The following is a 19,193-nucleotide window of genomic DNA, read 5'->3' as shown; positions in this document are numbered from 1 at the left end:
GCTTCCCGTTCTCAAGTCACAGGGATTTGGCAAATCGGTAAACATCACCTTAGGTTTACCCTATATCCGTACCTCGGTTGACCATGGTACGGCGCTCGATCTCGCGGGTACAGGCAAGGCCGATATCGGTAGTTTTGTCTGTGCTCTGAATAAAGCCATTGAGTTATCCTCAACAAACTAAACGATTACATTATTAATGAGCAACAAAGTACATTTAGGCCACACGGCCAGAAAGCGTTTTGGACAAAACTTCTTAACCGACGGCAATGTGATTAACCGTATTGTGGGCGCTATTGCCCCCGATAATGACCATGTGATGGTGGAAATCGGCCCAGGCCTTGGCGCCTTAACTGAGCCCGTCGCACTCGCAGTCGATAATTTAACCGTAGTGGAATTAGACCGCGATCTGGTTGAACGCTTGCACCAACATCCGGTTCTTAAGGATAAGCTGACCATTCACCAAGGCGATGCCCTGCAGTTTGATTTTAGTCAGCTCAGCGTTCCAGGTAAAAAACTCAAAGTTTTTGGTAACTTACCCTATAATATCTCAACACCACTGATGTTCCATCTGTTCGAATTTGCCGAGCAAATCGAAACCATGCACTTTATGTTGCAAAAGGAAGTCGTCCTACGCTTATCGGCAAGCCCTGGTTGTAAAGCCTATGGCCGTTTAACTGTTATGGCACAGTACTTCTGCCAAGTCGTGCCCGTACTGGAAGTCCCCCCCCACAGCTTTACACCGGCCCCTAAGGTGGACTCTGCGGTTGTACGTCTTTTACCCTATGCAGAAAAGCCTTTCCCGTGTAAAGATGTCAACGTGCTGCGCCAGCTGTGCACTACTGCATTTAACATGCGCCGCAAGACATTGCGCAATAACCTCAAACATATGCTGAGCGATGCAGAATTTGAGCAACTAGGCATAGATCAAAGCCAGCGACCAGAGCAGATCAGCGTCGAGCAATATGTGGCGATGGCGAACATGGTATGTGATAAAAGAGCGTAATTAGGCTAAGAATGTTGGGCATGACTGAGTGCCCAACCTCATTGCAGGAATGAAAATGAGCGCATTGGACACCTCGATTAGGGTCGAAGTCAAGACTGAGTATATTGAGCAGCAATCCTCCCCCGAGGATGAAAAATACCTCTTCAGTTACACCATCACCATTATCAACCTCGGCGATCAAGCGGCAAAACTTGAAACCCGCCATTGGATCATCACCGATGCCAATGGCAATACCAGTGAAGTTCAAGGCGCAGGCGTTGTGGGTGAAACCCCGACAATCCCACCGAATACTGCCTATCAATATACCAGTGGCACTGTACTCGATACGCCCCTTGGCATCATGCACGGCACTTATGGTATGGTCAGCGAGTCGGGGGAGCATTTTCAAGCGATCATTAAACCCTTCCGTTTAGCAACGCCTGGTCTGTTACATTGATTTAGCTGTAGAAAGGATATTGTGGCCCATTATTTTGTTGGTGATATTCAAGGCTGTTTTGTCGAATTACAGAGATTACTCGCAAAAGTCGACTTTAATCCATCCCGAGATGAACTCTGGGCTGTGGGAGATCTGGTTGCGCGGGGCCCTGATTCCTTAGCCACATTGCGCTATTTTCAATCCCTCAGCGACTCGGCCAAAACCGTATTGGGCAACCATGATCTGCACCTGCTCGCCCTCCATGGCAAATTAAAACGGGATAAACCCGGCGATAACCTCACACCACTGCTCAATGCACCCGATATCGATGGCCTAGTAGACTGGCTGAGGCATCAACCCCTAATGCGGGAATTACCCGAACAGCGAGTCATTATGACCCATGCAGGTGTCCCACCCCAGTGGTCGCTAGACATCCTAAGACAAGAGTCGGCACTGGTCAGCCATGCCCTCAAACAAGCTGACTATCTTGAGGCTTTAATAGGTCAAATGTATTCAGATATGAGCGTCCGCTGGGATCCCACATCATTAGGCCTCAACCGATTATGCTTTTGTATTAACGCGCTCACCCGCATGCGCTACCTCTATGTTGATGGACACTTGGATTTTGCCTGTAAACAGCCCCCTGAAGATTGCACTAATCCACAGTTACGCCCTTGGTTTGAATTTACATCGCCGCTACGCCAAAGCCACACATTAGTCTTTGGCCATTGGGCAGCCCTAATGGGGAAAGTCAACGATCCCCAATTAAAAGCGTTAGATACGGGATGTTGCTGGGGTGAACACCTTACCCTATGGCATCTTGAAAAAGACCAAAAAATTACCCAAAAAAGGTTAAAAAAGAGTTAAACTAAAGTCAGCTATGGTCGATAAACGACTGTGCGCCTAAGTCCTGAATTTTATAATCTTTTCGTTTGGAAAATATAATAATAACCGGAGTATCCTATGAAAGTTAATGTAGCCACCAGAGTCATTGGCGGGTTTAGCATTGTTACGCTTTTACTTGTGTTGTTAGGATTTACCTCCTATCTAACGAATATAAGTCTCAAAGATAGTTCGGCAATGATGCAAGAATTAAGCTTGCCAGCACTTAAGGCCACTAACCATCTCACCGAGAGTTTAAGTGAGCAACAGCGTCAGGTTCTTATCGCCTATCACGCCCCAAAAGCGGCTAATATTCCCGATATTCGTCGGGTATTCGATGAACATAGCAGCCAATTCAAGAGCGAGATCGTTAATCTCACTCAATTAGTCAAAAGCCAAACAAATTTACCTTCTCTAATCTCGCAACTGAGTGGCAGCTTCTCCACCTTCGAACGCGATAGCCTAGCGATGTTTACTGAACGCGAAGCGGCCCTGAGCAAGCAAGAACAGTTAGTTGGCTTGAAGAAAAAACTCGAGAATGCCGCAGATGATGCCTCCTCGGTTCTGCTAGATGTGATCGATCTTGAAACTAGCCAAAATCCGGATGCCCAGAGCCTTGCTGCATCGGCAAGCGCGATAGACACTAGCCTTGGCAATCTCATTACCACAATTGCCGATTTAGTCAGCAACGAAGAAATGAGTAAACATGAGCTGATCTCAAAAGAACTCGATTACATCCTAGGCGAAACTAAAAATAGACTCGAATATGTCAATCGCCATGCCCAGGGCATTGTTGATAACGACACCTTAGAATCCATTAATCAGGATATAGGTAAAGTGCTAGCCCTCTTTGAAGGGCCAAACTCGATGTTGTTACTGAAATCGAGCCAATTGAAACACACTCAAACATCGAACAATCAATTAACTGTTATTGAAAAAGATGCAAAAACCATCAATCGCAATATGGAAGATGTCAGCAATAACATCGAGTCAGTTGCGGCCAATATGAGCCAAGAAACCATAGCTAAAATTGATACGGCAAGTTTTAGAACCATCATAGTCGTACTGATTGCGATAGTGGCAGCCATTATCATCAGTATCGCCGTCGTCAATCCATTAAAACGCTCACTCAATCAAGTGAATAACGCCCTTAATGTCTTAGCCTCCGGTAATTTAACCCATAAGCTAGATGACTCTGGTCACGATGAATTTGCAGAGCTCGCTAAAAACTGTAACCGCCTGGTGGATAGCCTACGTGGATTGATTATTGGCATTCTAGATCGGTCAAACCAACTGGCCGCCGCCGCAGAGCAAACCTCAGCCATCACGGCGCAAACCACCTCTGGCATCCAGGAACAAAAGAGCCAAGTAGATCAAGTCGCTACGGCAACCACAGAACTAAGCTCGAGTGCACAACAGGTTTCACTGAGTGCCGATCAAGCGCTGGAACAGATCAAGCAAGCCGATCAAGAAACCCAGCATATGCGCGCCATTGCCGAAGAGAACAAACGCACTATCTTGGCCCTAGCCGACGAAGTAGCAAAAGCGGGCCTAGTGATCAACAAAGTACAATCCGACAGTGCCTCCATAGGCTCGATTCTCGATGTGATCCGCGGGATCGCCGAGCAGACTAACCTACTAGCACTGAATGCGGCGATTGAAGCGGCACGTGCCGGCGAGCAAGGACGCGGCTTTGCCGTGGTGGCAGATGAAGTACGCAGTCTTGCCTCTCGTACCCAAGTATCTACCCGTGAAATCCAGCAAATGATTGAAGTGCTGCAACAGGGGGCAGAGCAAGCCGTAGCCGCCATGGATATGGGACGCGCCCAAGCAAATGCCTGTGTGGAAAAAACCGAGCAGGCCAACTTAGCCCTAGAAACCATCAGCCAATCAGTGCATAAGGCCTATGATTCGGGAACCCATATTGCCCATGCCGCGCAGGAACAAAATTTAGTGAGTCAGCAAGTCTCCGAGAAACTGGAGCATATAGCAGCCATCTCCGAAGAAACCGCCATAGGTGCCGATCAAACGGCTCAGTCGAGTCATCAGGTAGCCAAATTAGCCGAAGAGCTGCAAGCCTCAGTCGGTGAGTTTAGGGTCTAGATCCAACCACTGGAGTCAAATAAGGGCCGCAATGCGGCCCTTATTTTTTATCTCACTAGATCGCAGAGCACGAGATCCGCAGAGTATTTTTCAGACATAAAAATGCCGAATAAAGATTCGGCATTTAATTGCGATAGGTTTTAACAGGCCAATAAACAGGTAAGTATATCGATGGCTTGTTTATACACTAAGATCGCGATTATTCTTCTTCGCCACCCGCAGCTGCACCTAAACGTTCTTTAATTGCTGCTGTGATTGGGCTAGCACCATGGCCATTACCCTCTGCCCAAGCTTGAATCGTCATACCGTCCGCTTCGGGAACACTCAGTTCAGTGACAGACAAACGCTTTGCCACAAACTCACCGGCATCGTTTGCATTCGCGCCATAGGCTGTACGCAACAGGCTTTGACCATCACAACTGATACCGCTATAAATCTGACGTAATTTCACGCGGCTTTCTTTTAACTTTTTACGTAAACGGTTTTTATCGTTCGCTTTTACATAGTCGCAGATACTGGCGACTAAGGGATCTGCTTCGGCGGCTTCTGCCGTTGCTGGAACAGAAACATAGCTAAAACCGATGAGTGCAGCCAAGGCTACAGGCATAAGACGCATCCGATACTCCTTAAATACTTTCTTATAATTTTGTTATCAATTCTGTATGGTCTACATAGATATCTAACGGATATTAGCCTCTTTGGTGTTAGCAATTGGCGATTAACCTCGATAACCCACAATTAGTTATTTCAGTTTTACCGACACTCAATGCCCAACAACATCTAATACCATAGACATATTGACAATCCATACGCACAGGGTACACAACAGAGTAGGTAATTTAACATTTTTTTGCCAAATTGATAAAGCGATATTCCAGCCCATCGGCATTTATACTAGACAAGGATTCCGTTTCCTGCCAATTATCTCCATCCCATTCAGGGAAATAGGTATCGCCTTCAACCTCTAAGTCAATTTGGGTTAAGTAGAGAATATCCGCCTGGGGCAAAACTTCAGCATAGAGCTGTCCACCGCCGATCACCACCAACTCTTCACATTCACCCGCGGCTTGCTTTGCCGCATCGAAGGACGCCACACAGGTGACACCCTCAATCATGAGGCTGACTTGACGCGAAATCACGATATTATGTCGTCCAGGAAGGGGTCTACCGATGGATTCAAAGGTTTTGCGTCCCATCACCACGGGTTTGCCTAAGGTCATCGCTTTAAAGTGACGCAAGTCCTCTGGAAGATGCCATGGCATTTTATTGTTTTTTCCAATGACTCGATTGTTTGCCATCGCGGCTATCATAGCAATGCGCATGCTCACTCCTGTGTTGTGGGGATATTAAAACTATTGAATAACGGGACGGGTTCTAAAATACAGCAAACTCGGTAATGCGAGCCCAACCGATAGAGCCCCCAAGATAAAGACAGTTTTTAAACCATTACTGATCACTTGCCCCGTCAGCTCTTGACTCACCTGCGACTGGGCCGTCAGCTGCACTAAGGCAATCACAGTATTAAAGGCATAGGTCCCAGGGATCATTGGAATAATGGCCGCCACAGCGTACATTAAAGGTGGCGCTAAATGGCGCTTTGCAAATCCGATAGTGATAGTACCTACGATCGCCGCAGCCGCAAACGTTGCCCACTCGATAGGAAGACCAAATTGTAGCATTAAGGTACGCGAGCTGTGGCCTATCGCTCCGGCTAAGGCGCAGTAGGGTAAAAAACGCTTGGGCACATTAAAAACCATAGCAAAACCCACGGCCGGAATGGCCGAAAAGAAAGCGTCATGGAGCAATATAGTCAACAATTCCATCATAGAAAAATACCGCCAAGTTGCATCGCAATGGTGATGCCAATCACAGATGAAACCGTCAGCAAGGTCGCGTGCCCCCAGCGGGAGATGCCTACGTTCATATGTCCTTTCACCATATCCGAAATCGCATTAATCATCGGAAAACCCGGCACTAGCATTAACACACTGGCAGCCATGGCGGACTGCGGAGTTTCGCTTAGGGAAAACAGATACCCAGTTTGGGCAATTAAGCTGATAACAAAAGCAGTGACCGCAAAATTGACCAGTAAATTAAAGTGGCGTTTAGCGATCGCGAGACGAACTGACATCCCAACTGCCGAGGCAAAAAACGTAATCACACTTGCTGCTATATCACCGCCGAATAAGTGACAAAAACTGGCACAGGATAAACCTATCATAGGTATGACTAGCGATGGAGGATAGGTTTTAGGCTCAATACGTGCGAGACGCTTACGGACTTCATTCGGTCCATATAGGCCCTTTTCGGCCAATAAGCAGATACGTTGTAATTCACAGACTATGGTCATATTAATGCCATGCTCACGAATACGACGGGTTGTCGTGATGCAACGACCGTGAACCAAACTGGTCAACACAAGGGAATTTGAAGAAATAGAAAGCTCAACGCTGGCAAGGCCCAAAGCCTGACCTAGGCGCTGACTGATTTCTTCAACTAAATCAGATTCTGCACCGTAGGCCAGTAACAGTTGTGCTACGCGCACAACCTGCCGAGTAATATCATTTTGAGTATCAGCGTACACAGCGTTCTCAAAACTAAGACATGAGTATTATCTTTGGTAGATCACTTCTACATCGTAGTCGTCATCATCAAAGTCGTCATCGAAATCATCATCATAATCTTCATTAATGGAATCCAGATTGGCTTGATGATAATTATCCCACTTGAACTCGACTTCATCGTCAGGATTAACTTCATTGTCTTCTGGTGGAAGACTCATAATATAATCCAGCAACTTCAAGGCTAGCTCTTTGGTGCCTTCGCGGTTATAGGCGGAGATAGTATAGACATCCCCCTCCCACTCTAGTTCTTTAACGATGCGCTCAACCTTCTCTTGCAGCTCTTCTTCGAGCAGCAGATCGGTTTTGTTAAAGACTAACCAACGCGGTTTACCCGCCAATTTAGGGGAGTACTTTTCAAGTTCACCCACAATGGCACGCGCCGATTCAACCGGATCGGTTCCATCGATAGGTTCGATATCGATGATATGCAGTAAAATACGGCAACGCTCAAGGTGCTTTAAGAAGCGAATACCTAAACCCGCACCTTCGGCTGCTCCTTCGATGAGACCTGGAATATCGGCAATCACAAAACTTTGGCCAGGACGCGGATTGACCACTCCTAAGTTGGGGACCAAAGTCGTGAAGGGATAGTCGGCAACTTTAGGCGTAGCACGGGACACGGCGCGAATAAAAGTCGATTTTCCCGCATTGGGCATACCGAGCAAGCCCACGTCGGCAAGCAGTAATAGCTCAAGCTTTAGGCTACGGACTTCACCGGGTGTTCCTAAGGTCTTTTGCCGCGGAGCACGGTTAGTACTGCTCTTAAAACGAGTGTTACCTAAACCATGGAAGCCCCCCTTAGCGACTAAGAGTTTTTGACCATGGGTGGTCAAATCACCGAGCACTTCCTCAGTCTCATGGTCAATGGCACGGGTTCCCACGGGGACTTTTAAGATCAGATCTTTACCGCTATGGCCGGTACAGTCTCGACCACGACCATTTTCACCGCGCTCAGCCATGTGAAAACGCTCGAAACGGAATTCGATTAAGGTGTTGAAGTTTTCATCGGCCTGCAGATAGACACTGCCGCCGTCACCACCATCACCACCATCAGGACCACCATCAGGTACATATTTTTCGCGTCGAAAACTTACGCAACCGCTACCGCCGTCGCCCGCTTCGACCCTAATTACTGCCTCATCGACAAACTTCATACTTACTCCTGGCATCGCTGAATGAAGGAATTATACCGTCTAACTTCATCGGCCGCCAAAAAACTCGAGATACTTTGCTCCCAATCTTACCTGCCAACACCCTCAATCCGGTAATGATTTACCAAATTCACCATTGATGCAGTGTAAATAGAAGCATAAAAAACAGAAAGCCCCACCAATGGCGGGGCTTTAACAGTATAAGCTAGGTTCGAAAATTAAGCTTCGATGCTAATAAACTTACGGTTATTAGGACCTTTAACTTCGAATTTCACTTTACCGTCGGTCAGAGCAAACAGAGTGTGGTCACGACCAATACCCACGTTTACACCAGCGTGGAATTTAGTACCACGTTGACGAACGATAATGTTACCAGCTAGAACTGATTCACCGCCAAAGCGCTTAACACCTAGACGTTTACTTTCTGAATCGCGGCCGTTACGAGTAGAACCGCCAGCTTTTTTATGTGCCATGAGTTAGACTCCTATTATGCGTTGATAGCAGTAATTTTAACTTCAGTGAACCACTGACGGTGGCCCATCTTCTTGTCGTGGTGCTTACGACGACGGAACTTAACGATAGTTACTTTCTCGCCACGACCATGACTGACTACTTCAGCAACGACTTTACCGCCGGCTACTAAAGGAGCACCAACGTGCACAGTTTCACCGTCAGCGATCAATAAAACTTGATCAAATTCAACAGTTGAACCAGTTGCAACTTCTAATTTTTCTAAACGAACTGTGTGGCCAGGGGCTACACGGTGTTGTTTACCACCACTTTGAAAAACAGCGTACATAGCTATTTTACTCCGATATTCCTAACACGCTGGCTCGCACTTTTGGGAGGCAGGGCGCTACAAAAACTTTATTGACAATGGGCGCGGAGTTTACGCGAAGAATCTATTTCTGGCAAGCCCTAATTAGGAAAGAATAAAAAAAGGCCGGAATAACTCGCACATTAGTAGTGCTAGTGCTGTCATATGTCAGAATTTTAGGTAAAATTCATTCTATATAACACGTGAGCCTAAAATAGAGGCCGGGTACGTAATGGCCCCACAACCAGAGTCTATTATGGATTTAAACGCTATTCGTCAACTGGCTGACACTGATATGCAAGCAGTCAATCAGCTGATATATAAACAGCTTGAGTCAGATGTTGCCCTGATTAACCAGCTAGGTTTTTACATTATCAATGGTGGTGGTAAGCGTCTTCGTCCTTTACTGTCGGTACTCGCAGCTCGCACAGTAAATTATGAAGGCGAAGCACATTTAAAACTCGCAGCCATTATTGAGTTTATTCACACGGCATCTTTATTACATGATGATGTGGTGGATGAATCAACCCTAAGGCGTGGCCGTGAAACCGCCAACGCTCTATTTGGCAATAGCGCCAGTGTACTGGTTGGCGACTTCCTATATACCCGTTCATTCCAGATGATGACCGAACTCGATAGTATGCGAGTACTGCGGGTATTGGCCGATACGACTAACGTACTGGCGGAAGGTGAGGTGTTGCAATTAATGAACTGCAATGATCCTGACACCACTGAAGCAAGCTATATGCGGGTGATTTACTGCAAAACGGCTAAATTATTCGAAGCGGCCACTCTACTTGCGGGTGTGCTAGCGGGTGCGACGCCAGAGCAAGAAATCGCCTTAGGCGACTACGGTAAATATTTAGGGACCGCATTTCAGTTGACCGATGATTTACTCGACTACACAGCCAATAGTGAAGAGTTAGGTAAGAATATTGGTGATGACCTTGCCGAAGGTAAGCCCACGTTGCCGCTTATTTATGCCATTACCCATGGTACTGAGGAAGAGAAGCAACTGATCCGTCACGCTATTGAACAGGGTGATGGAACCCAAGCGATAGATAAAATTGTGGCCGCATTACATCACTGTGGTGCATTAACTTATACTCAGCAAAAAGCCATTGAAGAATCTGAAAAGGCCATTGCAGCACTCGCCGTATTACCGGACAGTGATTTTAAAACCGCATTAATCTCACTGGCGAAAATATCCGTTGATCGCAACCACTAAGGTACTGTGATATAAAATAAAAATGCCTTACAGTGTAAGGCATTTTTTATTGTTAAGTATTAAGCTAACCGACGCTTAAACTTGCCACTGAATGGGGGTTTCTCCCCTGACAGCCAACAACTGATTCACCTTAGAAAAATGACCACAACCAAAAAAGCCACGGTAGGCGGATAGCGGTGATGGGTGCGGCCCCGATAACAGTTGGTGCTGAGGTGCGGTGATCACTTTGCCTTTCTTTATCGCATGGCTTCCCCAGAGCACAAAAATAATCGGCCTTGCTTGCTCATTTAACAATGCTAACGCTTGGGTGGTGAATTCTTCCCAACCGGCATTGGCATGGGAATGAGCTTGACCTTGCTCAACGGTTAATACCGTATTGAGCATTAATATCCCCTGCTCCGCCCATTGGGTTAAATCGCCATGGCTCGGGATCTGAAACCCGGGAATATCATTGGCCAACTCTTTGTACATGTTAGCGAGTGACGGTGGCGGCTTAATGCCACGTCTCACAGAGAAACACAGACCATGGGCTTGATTGGGGCCGTGGTATGGGTCCTGACCAATCAACACCACTCGTACATTTTCTAGGGGCGTCGTTTTAAATGCATTGAAAACATCTTCCTTGGGAGGGTAGATCACTTTGCCTAATTGCCGTTCTTGATTCACAAATGCAATAAGTTGCTGGTAATAGGGTTGTGCGCGTTGATTTTCAATAAAATCCTGCCAAGTCGAAAAAGTCACCGTTATTATCCTCAAATTACAATGTGCTTAGCTTAAAAGTCAGCGGCGACAATAACAAGCCAAGCGTTATTTTATTGTGCGTTCTCAATCAATAAGAGATGATTTTGATTTAAAAACAACAAGATTAAGTGCTATAGTGCCGCCAACTATATATTGTCAGTTTGTATCCTATGTCCACTTCAAACTTGAGCCAGCAACATCAATCGGGCTTCACCTTAATTGAACTCGTGGTGGTGATCATAGTACTCGGCATTTTAGCCGTTGTTGCTTTGCCTAAATTTATCAATGTGCAGCAGGATGCTCAAATTTCGACAGTAAAAGCCACAGGTGGTGGCTTTAAATCGGGAATAAATCTGGCACACTCAGTCTGGGCAGTAAAAGTAGGCTCTGGACCTAAAGAAGATTTACCCGTATTTGGTACGGCGCAATCCGAACAAGTCGACTTCAACAGCTTCGGCTGGCCTGCGCAGCACTATATTTACGGGAATGAAGCCTCACCCGTTTTAGACAATGTAGAAGATTGTGTCTCCGTATGGGAAGTACTATTTCAAAACAGCCAGCCCAGTGTCTCTCGCCTTAATGTGGATGCCGTAGAAACCGACTACAAAGCCAGCTATATCAACCCAAATCAATGCACTTACTTTTATCGGGCCAATAATACACTGTCGATCTATTACGACTCTAGAACCGGAACTGTAACAACCGACCTAGATCCCAATAGTTGATGCTTAACGATCCCTTCTTAGGCTAATTAAGATAGAATCGTCCATCAGAATGTATTAATTTTCAGAGTGAGCACTATGACGGACGCGAGCAACACCACCATTTTTGAACTTGCCGATCAATTTATTGCCTTAGCCAATCAACTAAGCCAGCAGGAAGGCGATGTAGGTAAAGTCGGCACTGCACTGCGTTTTGCTGCGGCGCGTTTTAATGCCTTCGAGGCGGCAATCAAATCTGCGGATTTAGGCGCAGAAAAAGACAGTGCCCTAGAATGGTTTAGCAGTGAATTCAGAGAGATGCTGAGTGACAATTTAGACGATCATATAGCGAATCCACCTATTATCCAAGAAACGGTGGCAGAAGAAACCGATCATTCAGTGCAAATGTTTAAAGGCTAATCACGCCCTTAATACATAGTGATAGCATAAATACGCCATCGATTGATGGCGTATGAGTTAAAACAGACGATTTACAATAAATAACTAGAGTGTGTACACCACACGGATAGCTAACAGTATCAATACCGCACCAGACAATTTATCAATCAACCCCGCTTTTTCCCTCAGCCTAGGCAATACACTCGAATGGGACAAGACTAACGCAATTAAGGTATACCAGAGTCCATCGACCACTAGGGGAGTTAACACTATCAGTGCTTGTCCCGTCAGGTTATCTGCCACCATCACAAACTGGCTAAACAAGGCTAAGAAAAACAACATAATCTTCGGATTAAAAAGCGAAATAGCGATGCCATCACGGGCGGCTGTCAGTGTATCCGTCGCTTCCCCTGCGGCAAGTTTTGCCTGCATTCCACCGTTTGAACGTAGGGCTTGGATCCCCATCCACGCCAGATATAAAGCGCCGATAATCGCAATGCCATTAAAGACTAAGGGCGCCTTTTTAAGGACTACGGCCAAGCCTAGTAATGTCACCAGCGCATAAATCCCAATGCCTATCGAATGGGCCCAAGCGCAGACTATGCCCTTGCCCCGCCCACCCCCTAAGGTATGGCGCACCACCATGGCTAAACTCGGCCCAGGGGACATCGCCCCCAAGCAACAAATAGCCAATAACCCTAACCAAGTACTAAAACTCATCTATGTGCCTTAAGGAATAAAAAGGCCCTCCACAGGGCCTTAAACTAAGCTGCTATTCTAACATTTGCCTATCGAAGCGTTAACTCTAATCGGCTCTGCCTGTAGTCAATAGCGCTATTGAGGATGATAGAAAGCCCGAATATCTTTCACTAACTTGGCTAAAGACTCGGACTCTATATACATCATGTGCCCAGCCTTATAGTAATGCATGCTCACTCGACTATTATCTATACCATTATCGGCAAAGGTATTTTCGGTAGCAAAAAAGGGCGTTGCAAAATCGAAGTAACCGTTACCGACAAAAATCCGTAGATCTTTATTTTCACGCTGTGCCTGCCCGAGATAGGGTGCGACGTTGACATAATGCATCTGCTTACCACTGATATTCCAGTTCCAGCCACGGTTGACATCGACGGAGAGCACGTTAAAAGGACGGGATAAGGTCACGCCCAGATCGTCATACAGATATTGGTGCATGGCCGCGGTATAAGCACCGTCGATGCCATACCCCGATGGGTCGTTATCGGTCGAGTCGCCACCGCTGTCATAATCTTTCCCCGTATAACGGCTGTCTAACCGGCCTATGGTCAAATCTTGATCCTTAAGTAGTTCCTTAGTGTAGCGACTGGCACTCACTCGCAGATTAACTCTGTCTAAATAGTGTTCACTGAGGCCTGTAAAGCGTGCCAAATCTTTACGCACCGCTTGATATTCGGCGGGTGCTAAACGACTCCCCTGTAGTAACGCGAGGGCATAATCCTTAATCGCAAATTGACGCGCCTGTTCAATAAATGCCTCGAGCCCCAATGCCTTATCAGCATCACTGACCTTGTTATGATAAAACGCTGTGGCCGCCATCGTCGGTAAAAACCCAATATAGGGCTGGTTATTACCCGGCTGATAGCGCGCATGGCTAAAGTCGAGAATAGATGAAATCAGCATAATCCCATTAACCGAAATATCGGTCCAACCGCCCTGCAGTTCATCCACTAAAGCGGCGGCGCGGGTAGTGCCATAGCTTTCACCCGCGAGGTATTTGGGGGAGTTCCAGCGTTTATGTTCAATCAACCAGCGACGAATAAACTCGGCAATCGACTGAGCATCTTCTTTAACCCCCCAAAAATCGGTCCCCTTCTTATCGCCTAAGGCACGACTAAAGCCCGTGCCGACGGGATCGATAAACACTAAGTCTGACTCATCGAGCATGGAATAATCATTAGGCTCAATGCGATAAGGCGCGGCGCCATCATCCTTGGCATCACTAGGGACGACGACACGTTTAGGGCCAAATAGTCCCATATGCAGCCAGAGTGATGCCGAGCCTGGGCCACCATTAAAAATAAAAGTCACGGGGCGTTTACTGTTGTCTTTAACGTCATCCCGTAAATAAGTGATCGAAAAAATACTCGCTAGCGGTTCGCCCTTATCGTCCTCTAAAATGGTCTCACCACTTATCGCCTGATAGCTAATTTTCTCGCCTTGGATCGTCATCTTATGCTCGGTTTTGACAATCTCAGGGACAATCTTGTCAGCCTTATCCTCTACCTTTTTACTGGGTTCAGCATGGCCTAAGGCTGAAAAAAGCAGAAATAATGGCACCAGCAGATACAAAAATTGCATGTTAAACAATCTGTTACCGCATCTTAGGCTTGTCATCATCTTTCCTTTATTGGTGTTATTTATAATCTGCCCAAGCTTACAAAGAGTGCGCGATAGGCGCAAAAACACAATTGCAACTGAATGCGTCAAAGGACCTATGGGCTTTCATATGCTGGTAGTCCGAAAATTCACCATTGCTGGCGAACTCAATGCCATAGCAGCGGCACAGGCCCGTGAATTACTGCAATAAAAAAGGCTGCAGAGCAGCCTTTTTTGCTTACTTCACTTCAAATTTATAAAAGCGCTATTTCTTGAAAGGTGGGTTAGAAATCGCTTCTATAAACGGTTCACTTAAAAACGGTTCACTTAAAAACGATAGTTCACCCGGCCATAGTAGTAGCCGCCGTTATAATCGAATGGTCCACTCTCATAATACACACCACCCAATTGACCATAGGCGTAATCATCACCCATTTTCAGCTTTTGCGCTTCTTGGTCGAATAGGTTGTTAGCCCCCACGGCCAGCGTGAGCCCATCGAGTACTTCATAACTGACTTCAAGATCGACAGTCACAGCTGAATCCGCGACCTCAGAGCCCCAATCAGAGGTATCATCGGCATGGGTTGCATAGTATTCGCCATAGTAATTACCCCGCAGTGACATACTTAACTTATCCCAAGACTGAGCCCAGGTTAAAGTTGCACGGTGGGCAGGAATACCATCCTCTAATCGACGCACTTTACCCTCATCTGTAGTCTCAGGATCGTATTTATCAACACTAGTATCGGTCCAACCATAGGCAAGACTGAATTTAGCATTTCCTGATAAAATTTCCGCATCATAGGAGGCGACGATATCGATACCTTGAGTCGTGGTATCGAAGTCGTTGGTGTAATAACTTACCCCTTGAATTAACTCAGGGAACTCAACCCCCGCCGCCCGCAACGCATCATAGTCTTCAGCTTTAACATCAATCTTACTCGACTGAGCAATACGCCCCTCAACGGCAATATTGTAGTAATCGACTGTTAAGAAAAAGTCTTCATACTCGTATACTGCACCTAATGCATAACTTACAGACTCTTCAGGCTCTAACACTTCCCCGCCATAGAATGCCGCAAGCGGATCGGTGGGTGGTGCTATAAAGGTCTGGATCAACTGGCCATCAATAATCGATGTCTGCGTGTTGACAACGTTTTCTTGGCCCACAGTTGGCGCTCTAAAGCCCGTGCTGTGTGAAGCGCGGAATGACAACTCATCTGTCGCAGCATACTGCGCCGTCAGCTTGTAATTTAACGTATCACCGAAGGTAGAGAAGTCTTCGTAACGCAGCGCTAAACCGAGTAACCAGTCATCATTTAAATAGGCTTCTAAATCCGTATAAATACCAATATTGTGACGGGAATTTTTACCCGCAGACTCAGGGCCAAAGCCTTTAAATCCATGCGAGCCTATGCTGAATCCTTGCTCGGCATAGGGACCGGCAATCCAAGAAGCTTCATCACCTTGAAAAATCTCAAATGACTCATTACGCCATTCAAAACCAGAAGCAAAACTAATGTCTTCGATGCCGCCTAAGGTAATAAAACGCGAGAAGTCGAGGTTAACTGTGGTTTCAACTTGCTCATAGGCACCGGTATCAAAATCAGTTGGGGTATCTAATCCCAATGATGGGTTTAACGAGTTTTTAAGGCCGAAGCTGGCTTTGTTACTCCCCGTACCGGCGCTGAAATCGTAATTCCACTCGCCGATATCGCCCTTTACACCGGCGAAGAAGGACATATCTTCAATGGTCCCAGTGAACTGCGGTGTATAACCACCGGGGAAAATTTGGTTCATAGCAAAACAATTGGGATCGGCAACCATCGCCTTGTATGCGTCTGTATCTAACACGTTGCCATCAGAACCGTCCGCATTTTTAGGAATTGGCACTAGCACGCAAGACGATTGATCACCATTTATAGCTCCGACTAATAAGTTACCGCCTTCTGGAGGGGTATACACATTACTGCGATCCTGCGGATTACGATAATAAAATCCCCCCACAGCATCGCGGGATGACAGGTTACCAAAGGCATAAGCATGCATATTGGCATTAATGTCTAGGCCCGAATTGATAAAGACCGAATAGTCATCATTGATTTCAGGATTGCCCCATACTTGAGCGGGGTCATTAATGAAAGTATTACCTTGTTCAGTTAAGTTAGCCGCATCGGGCCGCTGCACACTTCGACTGGTCGCATCGGCATTTTTATACTGGAAGCTTAAGTTAACAAAGCCATTATCCGTCAGCGGTAAACCGACATCGCCTTCGACCGTGGTCGTGGCACCGTCACCCTCGTAATATTCTCCCTGGGTCACTGTGATGGAGCCACCCTCGGAATTATCTTTTAAAACAAAGTTCATTACCCCAGCAATCGCATCCGAACCGTACTGCGCAGCAGCGCCATCACGCAATACTTCAACTTGTTTCAATGCGGACCCAGGAATAACAGAAATATCAGGACCTTGAGCACCATCGTTAATACCACCGCCCTGGAAGGCAATCACAGCTGCGCGGTGACGACGCTTGCCATTGACTAGCACTAAGGTACTGTCGGATGGCAGACCACGTAGGTTAACGGGACGGACTAAAGTTGCGGCATCGCTGATAGGTTGAGCACGAGAGTTAAAAGAAGGGATAGAAGTGACCAACATATCTATCATATCAGTCGAACCATTCTTCTTAAGGTCGTCACTACTGATGATATCAATAGGCACGGGGGAATCGCCGATCGAGCGTGGAGCAGCACGGGAACCTACAACCGCAATTTTCTCGACATTGTCATTTTTAACGGCTGTGTCATCTTCTTCTGCCATTGCCTGTTGACTCATTAAACTACCAGACAGTGCCAGAGTGATTGCCAGACTAACCGCACTCAATCCAAACTTTTGCTTTTTTGAGGTCATCATTACTCATCCCACCTGCTTATTATTTTTAGAATACCTGACCTGCTCGATCCGATTTTGATCCCTAAAATCTGCAACTGTGGTCAACACAAGTTATTTCACATAACAGAAACATTCTTATAACAAAATAAATGCATTCTCCAGTAATAAATACAACTTTTTGGCAATTTAAAAACTATTTTGTTAGATATCAATGAGCTAAGAAGCAATCTTTTTTACAGTTGGCAGTGCTATAAACTTTATACCGCGACATCTCACAACGATTCACCGAGTGCAAGTGAGTTTTATAGATCCAATGGCACACGATATATCGTGAGCTGGATTATCAGGATATACTCGAGCACTAATCTGCTACTTTGGTCCCTAATCCATGACGCTACCATCCGAGCCCAAACAACCACTGGATAAACATTTTCTGCCAGAGAACCAATTGCTGCTCAATGCCGTAGGCGAAGGTATTTATGGTTTTGATTTAAATGGAAATGCGGTCTTTATCAATCCGGCAGCCGAACGCATGACAGGTTGGAAAAATGAGGAATTACTGGGTAAAAATATCCACAATTGCCACCACCATAGCCATGCCGATGGCAGCCATTATCCCCAGGAAGATTGTCCGATTTACAACACCTTGAAGGATGGCATTAGCCGTGAAATTACCCATGATGTGTTTTGGCGTAAGGATGGCAGCAGTTTTCCCGTGCATTACAGTTCCACGCCCGTTTACCGTAACAATGAACTCATTGGTGTAGTCGCGATATTTCGCGACATTAGCATTCAAAAACAAACCGAACACTCACTACGTCAGGCATTAGCCCAAGTACAGGCCCTATCGGAACGACTCGCCTCGGAGAATCATTACCTGCAGGCAGAACTAGCCGATAAGACAGGTGATGTGGATATTTCAGGCAATAGTGCCGTTATTCGCCATATGATCCAGCAATTGCATATGGTCGCGAATACCGATAGCACAGTGTTGATTTGCGGTGAAAATGGCACGGGAAAAGAGTTAGTTGCCCGCAACTTACATCAATTGAGTCGCCGCAAAGACAAGCCTATGATCAGTGTTAACTGCGCCGCATTTTCGGCATCTTTGTTAGAAAGTGAACTCTTTGGTCACGAGAAAGGCGCATTTACTGGGGCCACCAGTCGCCGCAAAGGTCGATTCGAGCTGGCCCACCAAGGTACTTTGTTCCTCGATGAAGTGGCCGAATTAAGTTTAGAAGCCCAATCGAAGTTGCTGCGAGTCATCCAAGAACAATCCTTCGAGCGCCTCGGTGGTAGCGAAACCATCCAAGTGGATATTCGCTTAGTCGCCGCTAGCCACCATGATCTGCTCAAGCGGGTCGAACAGGGATTATTCAGGATGGATCTTTACTACCGCTTGAATGTATTCCCAATTCAAGTGCCGCCGCTACGCTCTAGGCTCGATGATATCCCCGAACTCGTCGGCCATATACTGCATAACCTCAATCGAAAACTTGGTAAAAAAATTCTCGGCGTCAGTCAAAAGGGGCTGCAAAAGCTCATGGCTTACACATGGCCAGGCAATGTGCGCGAACTGCAGAATATTCTCGAACGCGAGGCCATTCTCTCCCAAGGAGAAATACTGCATATTCATACTATGCCTACGGACAATGCCCCAGCAAACCACTTATCCCTTCAGCCACACACTCTGGCAGAAGCAGAAGCGCTTCATATAGAACAAACACTTAAGCGATTGAACTGGCGAATATCTGGCCCTGCGGGCGCCGCAAATGTACTAGGCGTGCCGCCGAGCACCTTAAGATCTCGTATGAAAAAACTGGGGATCCAGCGTCTATCGCATGACAACTAATTTACATTCCACACCTATATCCACGAT

The 19,193-nt window shown here is 46.4% G+C and carries 20 protein-coding genes; 9 read left to right on the top strand and 11 right to left on the bottom strand.

All coding sequences use genetic code 11. The annotated features are described in order from the left end of the window. The 5 genes from COW15_RS08315 to COW15_RS08295 all read left to right on the top strand — a co-directional run. On the top strand, positions 1-181 hold a 181-nt coding region (locus tag COW15_RS08315; protein WP_293631722.1), incomplete at its 5' end, for a 4-hydroxythreonine-4-phosphate dehydrogenase PdxA. A gap of 15 nt (positions 182-196) precedes the next feature. Next, positions 197-1,003 carry a 16S rRNA (adenine(1518)-N(6)/adenine(1519)-N(6))-dimethyltransferase RsmA gene (rsmA, locus tag COW15_RS08310; protein WP_198782526.1) on the top strand — a complete coding sequence of 269 codons (807 nt, stop codon included), beginning with the start codon at positions 197-199 and terminating at the stop codon, positions 1,001-1,003. A 55-nt stretch (positions 1,004-1,058) separates the two neighbouring features. After that, entirely contained in the window at positions 1,059-1,439 is a 381-nt protein-coding gene (apaG, locus tag COW15_RS08305; RefSeq protein ID WP_293631721.1) for a Co2+/Mg2+ efflux protein ApaG, read from the top strand. Between the two features lie 21 nt (positions 1,440-1,460). Beyond that, on the top strand, positions 1,461-2,285 hold the full coding sequence (locus COW15_RS08300) for a symmetrical bis(5'-nucleosyl)-tetraphosphatase (RefSeq protein ID WP_293631720.1): 825 nt from the start codon (positions 1,461-1,463) through the stop codon (positions 2,283-2,285). A 96-nt stretch (positions 2,286-2,381) separates the two neighbouring features. Continuing rightward, on the top strand, positions 2,382-4,403 hold the full coding sequence (locus COW15_RS08295) for a methyl-accepting chemotaxis protein (protein WP_293631719.1): 2,022 nt from the start codon (positions 2,382-2,384) through the stop codon (positions 4,401-4,403). Positions 4,404-4,602: 199 nt separating this feature from the next. Here COW15_RS08295 and COW15_RS08290 read toward each other — a convergent pair whose 3' ends face one another. The 7 genes from COW15_RS08290 to rplU form a co-directional block, all read right to left on the bottom strand. Next, on the bottom strand, positions 4,603-5,019 hold the full coding sequence (locus tag COW15_RS08290) for a DUF3718 domain-containing protein (protein WP_007650329.1): 417 nt from the start codon (positions 5,017-5,019) through the stop codon (positions 4,603-4,605). A 223-nt stretch (positions 5,020-5,242) separates the two neighbouring features. Continuing rightward, positions 5,243-5,725: a type 3 dihydrofolate reductase gene (gene folA / locus COW15_RS08285; protein WP_293631718.1), complete on the bottom strand. Its 483-nt coding sequence runs from the start codon at positions 5,723-5,725 to the stop codon at positions 5,243-5,245. A 30-nt stretch (positions 5,726-5,755) separates the two neighbouring features. Next, complete coding sequence (locus COW15_RS08280; protein ID WP_293631717.1) at positions 5,756-6,229, bottom strand: threonine/serine exporter family protein; 474 nt, start codon at positions 6,227-6,229, stop codon at positions 5,756-5,758. Then, a complete protein-coding gene (locus tag COW15_RS08275) occupies positions 6,226-6,987 on the bottom strand; it encodes a threonine/serine exporter family protein (protein ID WP_293631716.1) in 762 nt (253 codons plus the stop codon). The genes COW15_RS08280 and COW15_RS08275 overlap by 4 nt, the downstream gene beginning before the upstream one ends. A 27-nt stretch (positions 6,988-7,014) precedes the next feature. Next, complete coding sequence (cgtA, locus tag COW15_RS08270) at positions 7,015-8,181, bottom strand: Obg family GTPase CgtA (protein ID WP_293631715.1); 1,167 nt, start codon at positions 8,179-8,181, stop codon at positions 7,015-7,017. 215 nt (positions 8,182-8,396) lie between these two features. After that, complete coding sequence (gene rpmA, locus COW15_RS08265; RefSeq protein ID WP_007650346.1) at positions 8,397-8,651, bottom strand: 50S ribosomal protein L27; 255 nt, start codon at positions 8,649-8,651, stop codon at positions 8,397-8,399. 14 nt (positions 8,652-8,665) lie between these two features. Further along, positions 8,666-8,977 carry a 50S ribosomal protein L21 gene (rplU, locus tag COW15_RS08260; RefSeq protein WP_007650348.1) on the bottom strand — a complete coding sequence of 104 codons (312 nt, stop codon included), beginning with the start codon at positions 8,975-8,977 and terminating at the stop codon, positions 8,666-8,668. A 274-nt stretch (positions 8,978-9,251) separates the two neighbouring features. Between rplU and ispB the strand changes: the two genes are divergently transcribed. Next, the gene (ispB, locus tag COW15_RS08255) at positions 9,252-10,223 is read left to right on the top strand and encodes an octaprenyl diphosphate synthase (protein WP_293631738.1); all 972 of its coding nucleotides are present in this window, start codon (positions 9,252-9,254) and stop codon (positions 10,221-10,223) included. Between the two features lie 75 nt (positions 10,224-10,298). Here ispB and ung read toward each other — a convergent pair whose 3' ends face one another. Then, the gene (gene ung / locus COW15_RS08250; RefSeq protein WP_293631698.1) at positions 10,299-10,964 is read right to left on the bottom strand and encodes a uracil-DNA glycosylase; all 666 of its coding nucleotides are present in this window, start codon (positions 10,962-10,964) and stop codon (positions 10,299-10,301) included. Positions 10,965-11,134: 170 nt separating this feature from the next. On the opposite strand from ung, the gene COW15_RS08245 reads away from it, so the two are divergent. After that, positions 11,135-11,689: a prepilin-type N-terminal cleavage/methylation domain-containing protein gene (locus COW15_RS08245; RefSeq protein WP_293631697.1), complete on the top strand. Its 555-nt coding sequence runs from the start codon at positions 11,135-11,137 to the stop codon at positions 11,687-11,689. A 75-nt stretch (positions 11,690-11,764) separates the two neighbouring features. After that, complete coding sequence (locus COW15_RS08240; protein ID WP_293631696.1) at positions 11,765-12,085, top strand: DUF3144 domain-containing protein; 321 nt, start codon at positions 11,765-11,767, stop codon at positions 12,083-12,085. An 84-nt stretch (positions 12,086-12,169) separates the two neighbouring features. Here COW15_RS08240 and COW15_RS08235 read toward each other — a convergent pair whose 3' ends face one another. From COW15_RS08235 to COW15_RS08225, 3 genes are all read right to left on the bottom strand, one after another. Continuing rightward, the gene (locus tag COW15_RS08235; RefSeq protein ID WP_293631695.1) at positions 12,170-12,784 is read right to left on the bottom strand and encodes a LysE family translocator; all 615 of its coding nucleotides are present in this window, start codon (positions 12,782-12,784) and stop codon (positions 12,170-12,172) included. 114 nt (positions 12,785-12,898) lie between these two features. Then, on the bottom strand, positions 12,899-14,440 hold the full coding sequence (locus tag COW15_RS08230; protein WP_293631693.1) for a peptidase S10: 1,542 nt from the start codon (positions 14,438-14,440) through the stop codon (positions 12,899-12,901). Positions 14,441-14,749: 309 nt separating this feature from the next. Next, the gene (locus COW15_RS08225; protein WP_293631691.1) at positions 14,750-17,335 is read right to left on the bottom strand and encodes a TonB-dependent receptor; all 2,586 of its coding nucleotides are present in this window, start codon (positions 17,333-17,335) and stop codon (positions 14,750-14,752) included. Between the two features lie 367 nt (positions 17,336-17,702). Here COW15_RS08225 and COW15_RS08220 point away from each other — a divergent pair, with 367 nt between their 5' ends. Further along, positions 17,703-19,166, top strand: coding sequence for a sigma 54-interacting transcriptional regulator (locus COW15_RS08220; protein ID WP_293631689.1), 1,464 nt, complete (start codon positions 17,703-17,705; stop codon positions 19,164-19,166). Positions 19,167-19,193: the final 27 nt, after the last annotated feature.

The organism is Shewanella sp. CG12_big_fil_rev_8_21_14_0_65_47_15, assembly GCF_002783505.1.
In the GTDB taxonomy this organism is placed as follows: Bacteria; Pseudomonadota; Gammaproteobacteria; order Enterobacterales; family Shewanellaceae; genus Shewanella.
The sequence above is the reverse complement of the archived record's forward strand: the minus strand, read 5'-3'. Positions and strand labels throughout refer to the sequence as shown.